This window comes from Mycobacterium sp. NGS50, from assembly GCF_059812545.1.
Map to the genome: position 1 here is coordinate 45,022 of NZ_JCALCW010000037.1, position 8,460 is coordinate 53,481.

At 66.2% G+C, this 8,460-nt stretch carries 10 protein-coding genes; 4 read left to right on the forward strand and 6 right to left on the reverse strand.

The features are described from left to right. Nucleotides 1–40: 40 nt before the first annotated feature. From AC5Y36_RS21750 to AC5Y36_RS21760, 3 genes are all read right to left on the reverse strand, one after another. The gene (locus tag AC5Y36_RS21750; RefSeq protein ID WP_500043032.1) at nt 41–2,923 is read right to left on the reverse strand and encodes an MMPL/RND family transporter; all 2,883 of its coding nucleotides are present in this window, start codon (nt 2,921–2,923) and stop codon (nt 41–43) included. Beyond that, nucleotides 2,920–3,324 carry an MmpS family transport accessory protein gene (locus AC5Y36_RS21755; protein ID WP_500043033.1) on the reverse strand — a complete coding sequence of 135 codons (405 nt, stop codon included), beginning with the start codon at nt 3,322–3,324 and terminating at the stop codon, nt 2,920–2,922. Before AC5Y36_RS21755 ends, AC5Y36_RS21750 begins: the two co-directional genes overlap by 4 nt. 146 nt (nt 3,325–3,470) lie before the next feature. Further along, nucleotides 3,471–4,076 carry a TetR/AcrR family transcriptional regulator gene (locus tag AC5Y36_RS21760; RefSeq protein ID WP_500043034.1) on the reverse strand — a complete coding sequence of 202 codons (606 nt, stop codon included), beginning with the start codon at nt 4,074–4,076 and terminating at the stop codon, nt 3,471–3,473. An 80-nt stretch (nt 4,077–4,156) separates the two neighbouring features. Between AC5Y36_RS21760 and pcaC the strand changes: the two genes are divergently transcribed. Then, nucleotides 4,157–4,540, forward strand: a complete 384-nt coding sequence (gene pcaC / locus AC5Y36_RS21765) for a 4-carboxymuconolactone decarboxylase (RefSeq protein WP_500043035.1) — start codon at nt 4,157–4,159, stop codon at nt 4,538–4,540. On the opposite strand, the gene AC5Y36_RS21770 is transcribed toward pcaC, so the two are convergent. The 3 genes from AC5Y36_RS21770 to AC5Y36_RS21780 form a co-directional block, all read right to left on the reverse strand. Further along, a complete protein-coding gene (locus AC5Y36_RS21770; protein ID WP_500043036.1) occupies nt 4,530–5,324 on the reverse strand; it encodes an enoyl-CoA hydratase/isomerase family protein in 795 nt (264 codons plus the stop codon). The two genes, pcaC and AC5Y36_RS21770, sit on opposite strands and share 11 nt — an antisense overlap. A gap of 129 nt (nt 5,325–5,453) precedes the next feature. Beyond that, nucleotides 5,454–6,248 carry a class I SAM-dependent methyltransferase gene (locus tag AC5Y36_RS21775; protein WP_500043037.1) on the reverse strand — a complete coding sequence of 265 codons (795 nt, stop codon included), beginning with the start codon at nt 6,246–6,248 and terminating at the stop codon, nt 5,454–5,456. Further along, a complete protein-coding gene (locus tag AC5Y36_RS21780; protein WP_500043038.1) occupies nt 6,248–6,844 on the reverse strand; it encodes a DUF2249 domain-containing protein in 597 nt (198 codons plus the stop codon). Before AC5Y36_RS21780 ends, AC5Y36_RS21775 begins: the two co-directional genes overlap by 1 nt. A 96-nt stretch (nt 6,845–6,940) precedes the next feature. On the opposite strand from AC5Y36_RS21780, the gene fdxA reads away from it, so the two are divergent. Genes fdxA through AC5Y36_RS21795 form a run of 3 tightly spaced genes read left to right on the forward strand, consistent with a single transcriptional unit; the run spans nt 6,941 to nt 8,390 of the window. Further along, a complete protein-coding gene (fdxA, locus tag AC5Y36_RS21785) occupies nt 6,941–7,294 on the forward strand; it encodes a ferredoxin (protein ID WP_500043039.1) in 354 nt (117 codons plus the stop codon). Next, entirely contained in the window at nt 7,294–7,968 is a 675-nt protein-coding gene (locus AC5Y36_RS21790) for a helix-turn-helix transcriptional regulator (RefSeq protein WP_500043040.1), read from the forward strand. The genes fdxA and AC5Y36_RS21790 overlap by 1 nt, the downstream gene beginning before the upstream one ends. Further along, complete coding sequence (locus tag AC5Y36_RS21795; protein WP_500043041.1) at nt 7,965–8,390, forward strand: hypothetical protein; 426 nt, start codon at nt 7,965–7,967, stop codon at nt 8,388–8,390. The genes AC5Y36_RS21790 and AC5Y36_RS21795 overlap by 4 nt, the downstream gene beginning before the upstream one ends. Nucleotides 8,391–8,460: the final 70 nt, after the last annotated feature.

The window sequence follows — 8,460 nt, forward strand, 5'->3', positions numbered from 1 at the left end:
ACCGGGCTCTGCCTGGCTCTGCCCGGTAGTCGTCCCGCCGTCACCGCCGGTTGGGTTCAGGTTCCGCCAGCAGCAGTTCCCGGACCAGGCGCCGCGGCCCGAACGGGCGCAGCATCTGGCTGGCCGGACGGGGACGCACCACCTGCGGCCACCAGAACCAGCGGCCGAGCAGCGCCGCGATCGACGGCGTCATGAACGACCGCACGATCAGCGTGTCGAACAGCAGTCCCAGCCCGATCGTGGTGCCGACCTGGCCCAGGATGCGCAAATCGCTGACCACGAACGCGCACATGGTGGCGGCGAACACCAGACCGGCCGAGGTGACCACCGCGCCGCTACCGGCCATCGCCCGGATGATGCCGGTCTTCAACCCGGCGTCGATCTCCTCCTTGAACCGTGAGATCAACAGCAGGTTGTAGTCGGAACCCACCGCCAACAGGATGATGACCGACAGCGCCAGCACGATCCAGTACAGCTTGATGCCGAGCAGGTCCTGCCAGACCAGCACCGACAACCCGAATGAGGCGCCCAGCGACAGCGCCACCGTCCCGACGATGACCAGTGCGGCAACCAGACTGCGCGTGATGATCATCATGATCAGCAGAATCAGGCTCAGCGCGGCGATCCCGGCGATCATCAGGTCGTACTTGGCGCCGTCCTGAATGTCCTTGTAGGTGGCGCCGGTGCCGGCCAGATAGAGCTTGGCACCGGACAAGATGGTGCCCTTGACCGCGTCACGGGCAGCGTTGCGGATCGGGTCGATGCTCGAGATACCTTCGGGGGTGGCCGGATCCACGTCATGGGAGATGATCATCCGGGTGGCCTTGCCGTCGGGGGAGAAGAACAGCTTCATGCCGCGCTTGAATTCGGGGTTGTCGAACGCTTCCGGCGGCATGTAGAACGAGTCGTCGATCTTGGCGGCGTCAAACGCCTGTCCCAGCGCGGTCGGGTTGTCGGTCATGGCCCGGGCCTGAGCGTTGATCCCGGAGTTGGTGGCGTAGTTGGACAGCACCAGGTCCAGATTCTTCTGCTGGCTGGCGATCTGTTCGGGCAGCAGCGACACCAGCCGCGGTTGGATGGCATCGAGCTTGTCCAGACTGGCGGTCAGGTTCTGGAACTGTTCGGTGAGTTGGTCGATGCCGTCGATGGTGTCGAAGACGGACCGGAACGCGAAGCACACCGGGATGTCGTAGCAGTGCGGTTCCCAGTAGAAGTAGTTGCGCACCGGCCGGAAGAAGTCGTCGAAGTTCGCGATCCTGTCCCGCAATTGGGTGATGGTGTCGATCGTGTTGTGGAAGCTCTGCGTCTCGTCGTGGGTGGCGCCGGCGAGCTGCTGCTGCAGGGCGAGTTGCTGATTGAGGATGTCGATGGTCTTGCGCAGCTCGCCGGCCTGGACCAGCAGATCGTCGGCCCGATTCTTCTGATAGGTCAGGTTCTCGACGTTGCCGATGTTGCCGGCGCTGATCTGAAACGGTATCGAGGTGTGCTCGATCGGCGTTCCCAGCGGCCGCGTCATCGCCTGCACCTGGGATATCCCGGGCAAATGGAAGACGGCGCGGGCGATCCGATCGATCACCAGCATGTCGGCCGGATTGCGCATGTCGTGATCGGCCTCGACCATCAGCAGCTCGGGGTTGAGCCGGGCCTGTGAGAAGTGCCGGTCCGCCGCTTCGTATCCGATGTTGGCCGGGGAGGTGGCGGGCATGTACTCCCGCGCGTCGTAGCTCGTCTGGTAGCCGGGCAGGGCGAGCAGGCCGATCGCGGCGACCGCACACGTCGCCACCAGGACCGGGCCCGGCCAGCGGACGATCGCGGTGCCCACCCGCCGCCACCCCCGGGTGCGCATCGCGCGCTTGGGCTCGAATCGGCCGAAACGACTACCGATGGTGATCACCGCGGGCGTCAGGGTCAGTGCGGCCACCAGCGCGACCAGAATTCCGGACGCGGCGGGAATTCCCAGGCTCTGGAAGTACGGCAGTCGGGTGAATTGCAGGCAGAACACCGCCCCGGCCACCGTCAGCCCGGACCCCAAGATCACATGGGACGTCCCGTGATACATGGTGTAGAAGGCGGTTTCGGGGTCCTCCCCGGCGAGCCGGGCCTCGTGATAGCGGCCGAGGAAGAAGATCGCATAGTCGGTGCCCGCCGCAATCACCAGCAGGGTCAGCAGATTCGTCGAATAGGTCGACAGCCCGATCAACCCGGAGTTCGCCAGAAACGCAACGATTCCGCGTGCCGCGGCCAACTCGACCAGCACGACGACCAGCGTCATGATCGTGGTGAACGCCGATCGATAGACGGAGAACAACATCAGCAGGATCACCACCAGCGTGACCAGGGTGACCTTCAGAATGCCTTCGCTGCCGACTTCGAACTGATCGGTGATCAGCGGTGCCGCGCCACTGACGTAGGCCTTGATTCCCTGTGGCGGTGGCGTGTTCTCCACGATGTGGCGCAGCGCATCCACCGACGCGATGGACTCCGCCTCACCCTGGTTGCCGGCCAGATACACCTGGACGTAGGCGGCTTTGCCGTCGTTGCTTTGCGAACCTGCCGCGGTCAGCGGGTCTCCCCAGAAGTCCTCGACATGCTGAACATGGGTGGTGTCCTGCTCGATGTTGTGCACCAGGGTGGCGTAGTAGCGGTGCGCCTCGTCGCCGAGCGGCTGCTCACCCTCCAGCACAACCATGGCCGCGCTGTCGGAGTCGAACTGCTGGAAAACCTTGCCCATCCGCAGCATCGCCTTCAGCGAGGGCGAATCGGGGGAGCTTTGCGCCACATTGTGGGCCTTGCCGACCTCCTCGAGGTTCGGCACGAAGATGTTGGTGACGGCGGCCAGGCCGATCCAGATCAACACGATCGGCACCGCCAGGCGGCGCAGCGCATGTACCGACCGGGGTCGCCGCGTGATTTCGTCGGTCATGCCGACTTCACCAGGCAGTAGGTGTAGGCGTTCACTTGCGCGACGACCCTTTCGTCTTTGACCTCGTCGTCGACGGTGATCCGGCAGCCCAGTGACCTGCCGTTGCCCTGGGCAACGAGGTTGGTGAACGCCCCCGGCTGGGTGGTGACCATGGTCAGCGACCAGGGCAGCGGAGCGTCGAGGATCTGCTTCGGCTCGACCTTGATGTCCACATAGTTGATGGTGGCCACCGCGCCGGGGTCGCCGAAGACCTCAAGGGTGATGTGTTTGGGATTGAACGGCTTGATCTCGTTGGCGATGCCTCCCTCGGCCGAGGCGTCGGCCTGCGAGCCGAAGATGCCGTGCAGCCGATAGACAGCGCCGCCCGCCGCCGCGACGACGGCCACCGCGACCAACACCATCCACCCACGTCGTATCAGGCGAATCACCGAAAACTTCTGCACCCGCTAGCCTTTCGACGCCGGTGAACAGACCGTCCCGGCGCGACCGGGGCTCCAGTACACGTCCGAGGACCGATCGCCTCACAATACGGTACTGGACCGTACTGTCACAAGGGGCGCGTCAGACTGGGCATGATGACGTCATCGACCAGCAGTTGGACGGTCTGCCGGGTAGGGGGCTGGCCCTGGATGATCGACCGGAAGATGAGGTAGCCGGGCAGCAGATCCCAGAGCTCGTCGTTGATCGCCTCGGCCGCTATCTCGCCGCGATCGACAGCCTGCCCGAAGATGTGGCGGAGCAGGGCCTTGCGCTGCTGGATGAACTGACCCTGCATCGCGTCATTGAGTGCCGGATTCCGCGACACCTCGACCAGCACGGCGCGAATCGTGCTTGCGTGTTGCTGGGTCTGTTGCCGTATCACGTCCCCGAGCTGCATCAGATCGCCTCGCAACGTCCCCGTTTCGGGTGGAACCGCGACTTGGCGGATGCCCTCGGTGAACGCGGCCAGCACCAGTTCGGCCTTCGAGGGCCAACGCCGGTACACGGTGGCCTTGCTGGCGCGGGCCTCCGCCGCGACCGCGTCCACGGTCAACCGGTCGTATCCGTGCTCCTGTAGCAGCCGCAATGTCACGGCCAGCAATTCCGCCTCGCGGGGCGACCACGGCGAGGCGTTGGTAGCGGGATCGACAAGCTCAGTCACAGCGCCCACCATAGAACCGCAGAGGCGGTACTGACCAGTACTACTTGACCCGGCGGTGGCCGCGCCCGGCGGGGCGGGCAGGCTGGACCGCTATGGATCACTACGACGACGGCCGGGCGGTACGGCGCGAGGTGCTCGGCGATGCGCATGTCGAGCGCGCGGAGGCGCAGGCCAGCGACTTCACCCGCGAGTTTCAGGCGTTCATCACCGAATTCGCCTGGGGCGGCGTGTGGACACGCCCCGGCCTGGACCGGCGCAGCCGGTCGATGATCACGGTGACTGCGCTCGTCGCCGGCGGCCACCACGACGAACTCGCGTTGCACCTGCGGGGTGCGTTGCGCAACGGGTTATCCCGCGACGAGATCAAAGAGGTGCTGCTGCAGTCCGCCGTCTACTGCGGTGTGCCGGCCGCCAACTCGGCGTTCCGGGTCGCCCAGCGGGTGTTCGACGAACTCGACGGACCGGTCACGGGGTGAACCGCGGCGGTCGCTTCTCCCGGTTGGCGGCCAGCCCTTCGACGACATCGGGCCCGCCGAACCCGATGAACTCCAGCCCCAGCGACGTTTCGAAGGCCGGCGCGAACATCCGGTACCAGTAATTGAGGCTGTGCTTGGTCCACCGGATCGCCTGCTGCGCTCCCTGCGCCAGGTTCTCCGCGATCTGGGTGGCGGTGTCGAGCACCTCGTCGTCGTCAACGCACTTGGACACCAGCCCGATCCGTTCGGCCTCCTCGCCGAGCACCTGCTCGCAGGTCAACAGGTAGTACTTGGCTTTGGCCATGCCGACCAGCAGCGGCCAGCAGATCGCGGCGTGATCGCCGGCGGCCACCCCCAGTTTGGTGTGGCCGTCGATGATCCGGGCACCGCGCCCGGCGACCGAGATATCGGCCAGCAACGCCACCACCAGGCCGGCCCCCACGGCCGGGCCGCGGATCGCCGACACCACCGGCTTGGAGAAGTTGACCATGTTGAGCACCAGGTCGCGGGCTTCGCGCATGATGCGGATCCGCCCGGCGTAGTCACCGATGGTCTCGTCGATCAGATCGAAGCTGCCGCCGGCCGAAAACGCCTTACCCTCACCACGCACGAGTACCGCGCGCACCTCGTCGTCGCGGTCGATTGCCGGCCAGACGTCGGCCAGGTCGCGGTGCATCTGCGGACCGACCGCGTTGAGCCCGGGTGCGTCCAGGACCAGATGAAGCACCCCGTGGCCGCCCCGCTCCAATCGAAGACTCGGGAAATCCTGGTAGTCCTGGGGCATCTCGTCGCTCCTCCCGTGGTGAACCGTTCGGTCCGACGATACGGGCGGGCGCCTACTGCCGCGAGATTGCGTCTAGGTACGAGAAGTTCGAGAGGCGGGTACCTGTGTGCAATTTCGGTGCAACGAACGTCAGGGCTTGTGCGCGACGATCGCGACCGCGGCCAACTCCCTGCGGTATTTGCGGAAGACTCCGCGCATGGTGAGCACGCGGCGTCGGGCGTCGTGCTGGATGAGCAGGTTTTTCGCGAACCGCAGCGCACCCAGCAGGCCCTCGTCGGAGATCAGCCGCCGGGGCTGCAGCAGCGCCATCGGGGCGGTTTCGATCTGGTCGACGACGAGGCCGTGATCGGCCAGCAGCCGCGTCCATTCGGCGATCGTCAGCGGGCGGGCGTTGACCTTGATCGAGCGGGCCAGCGCCTGTTGGACATCGGTCTTGATGTCGTCGGACAGCGAATCCGGGGTCAACGCGAGTTCGTGGATGGCGTAGCGGCCACCCGGACGCAGCACCCGCGCCGCCTCGGCGACGATGGCGCCCTTGGCTTTTGCGCCCTGCATCGTCAGCATGGCTTCGCCGACGACGACGTCGCGACTGGCGTCGGGCAGTCCGGTGTCCTGTGCGTCGGCGACCCGCACGCTCCCGCCGTGTCCGGACACGATCCCCTCGACCAGCCGGGCCGCGTCGGGGTCCTGTTCGGCGCCGACATACGAGCGCGGGCGGTGGTCCAGGATCTCGGTTGCTGTGCGGCCGAGGCCCGGCGCCAACTCCAACACGTCGGCGTCGGTCAGCCGAGCCCGGCCGAGCAGGGTGTGGGTCAGCTCGATGCCGCCGGGGCGCAGCACGCGTTTGCCGAGCCGGGCGAGGATCCAGTGGCCCTGCATGTCTTCGTCGGCGCGACCGCCGGACGGCAACGTGGTGTCGGTCATCAGATCGCCTGCCTCACTGTTGGCATCAGCCCGCCGATCTCCCGGTGCTGGTGCACGGTCAGATACCGCAACCCGTCCGGTCCGGCGGATAGCTGTCGCCGGGACAGCCGTGGCAGCCACAGCAGTGCGCCGGGCTGCAACTCGATCACCCCCTGCTCGGTGGTGAGCTCCCCGCTGCCCGCCAGCACGTGGATCAGCACGTCGACATCGGCGCCGGTGTGCTCCCCGATACCGCCGCCGGGCGGCAGTGCGATCAGGTTGGAGTCCAGATCCCGATCCCGCAGTTGCAGCTTCCACGCCGCCCCGGTGATGTCGGCCTCCGCCTCGGCCAGGGCCGCGGTGTTCACCAGAATCCGCGGCAGCGGGGTAGCGGTCAGCTTGCTGATCCGGATCCGCCAGACCGGGCCGCGCTCCAGGTACTCCCAGCCGTAGCTACCGGGGTGATCGACGTCGAATTCGTCGCGCAGGTGCTTCGGGTCGTGGTTGTTGACTAGCACGAACGACTCTCCGACACCCAATTTGGTGTAGCGGGCGAAGATCGTCGGGTGTTTGTCCGGCTTGCGTAGTTCCCGCACATCGAGTTCGCCGTCGCTCATTGCCGCTCCTGTCTGTCGCCGCTACCGCCGAGGGTAGGTCCTTAGGGTAACCAAACCTGCTAGTTTTTACAATATAGCTTGTGTAAACTCCAACGCATGACGTACGTGATCGGCAAGCCGTGTGTGGATGTGATGGACCGGTCCTGCGTGGAGGAATGTCCGGTGGACTGCATCTACGAGGGTGGCCGTGCCTTGTACATCCACCCCGACGAGTGCGTGGATTGCGGGGCGTGCGAACCGGTTTGCCCGGTCGAGGCGATCTATTACGAGGACGACCTGCCCGAGGATCTGCAGCCCTACCAGGCCGACAACGCGGCCTTCTTCGCGGAGACCCTGCCGGGCCGCGACCAACCGTTGGGATCGCCCGGTGGTGCCGCCAAAATCGGTCCGCTGGGCGTCGACACCCCGCTGGTGGCTAATCTGCCTAGAGGGGACGCGGAGGAAGGGTGATGGAGATCGCCAAGGCAACCAGTGAATCCGCTGGCCGTCGTCTCGACGTCCTGCGGGTGTTGAAGGCCGCGTCCGCGCCGATGAGCATCAACCAGGTCGCCGAGGCGCTGGGTGTGCATCCCAACACCGTCCGTTTCCACCTGGATACCCTGCTCGGTGAAGGCCGGGTGGAGCATGCCGAACGCGATCACCAGGGCCCCGGGCGGCCCGCGCTGATGTTTCGTCCGGTTCGCCAGATGGACCCCGGCGGCCCGCGCAGTTATCAATTGCTGGCCGAGATTCTGTCCATCGGCCTGGCGGCTGACCAGGATCCCAGTACCAAGGCGCTCGCCGCGGGCCGGGCCTGGGGTCAGCGGCTCGACGCGCCGAATGCCCGGTCGGCTCCGGCCGAGGCCGAGGAATCGATCGACCATCTGGTCGACCTGCTCGACGAACTCGGGTTCGCGCCGGAACGTCGTGACGTCGCCGGGGAGCAGCAGGTCGGGCTGCGGCACTGCCCGTTCCTGGAGCTTGCCGACACCCGCAGGAACGTGATCTGCCCGATTCATCTGGGTCTGATGCAGGGCGCGCTGGAATCCTGGCAGGCCCCGGTCGCCGTGGATCGACTCGACGCGTTCGTCGAACCGGACCTGTGCCTGGCCCACCTGTCGATGGTGAAGGGAGGCGCCCGGTGAGCACCGCGCAGGGCGTCGGGATAGCCGTCGTCTTCGTCTGGCTGGGCATGGTCGCGGCGATCTCATTTCTGGAGGCGCCGTTGAAGTTTCGGGCGCCCGGTGTGACCTTGCAGGTCGGGTTGGGTATCGGCCGGCTGGTGTTTCGGGCGCTGAACCGCATCGAGCTCGTCTTCGCGGTGGTGCTGGCGGTGGCTGTCGTGCTGCGGCCGCCGTCGACGGCGGCACTGGTCGCCTACGCGATCGCCGTTGCGGCGCTGGCCGTTCAATTGGTGGTGGTGCGTCCCCGGTTGAATCGGCGATCCGATCGCGTGCTCGCCGGAGCCGAAGGCCCCCGATCGCACGGCCACTACTACTACGTGGGTCTTGAGGCGATCAAGATGTTCAGCTTGTTAGCGGCCGGGATACTCCTACTATCCAGCTGACGGCCGATCCGCCAACGGAAGGACTTGACCATGGACACCATCTCGCTGACCAGCCTGGCCTCCGAAAAGC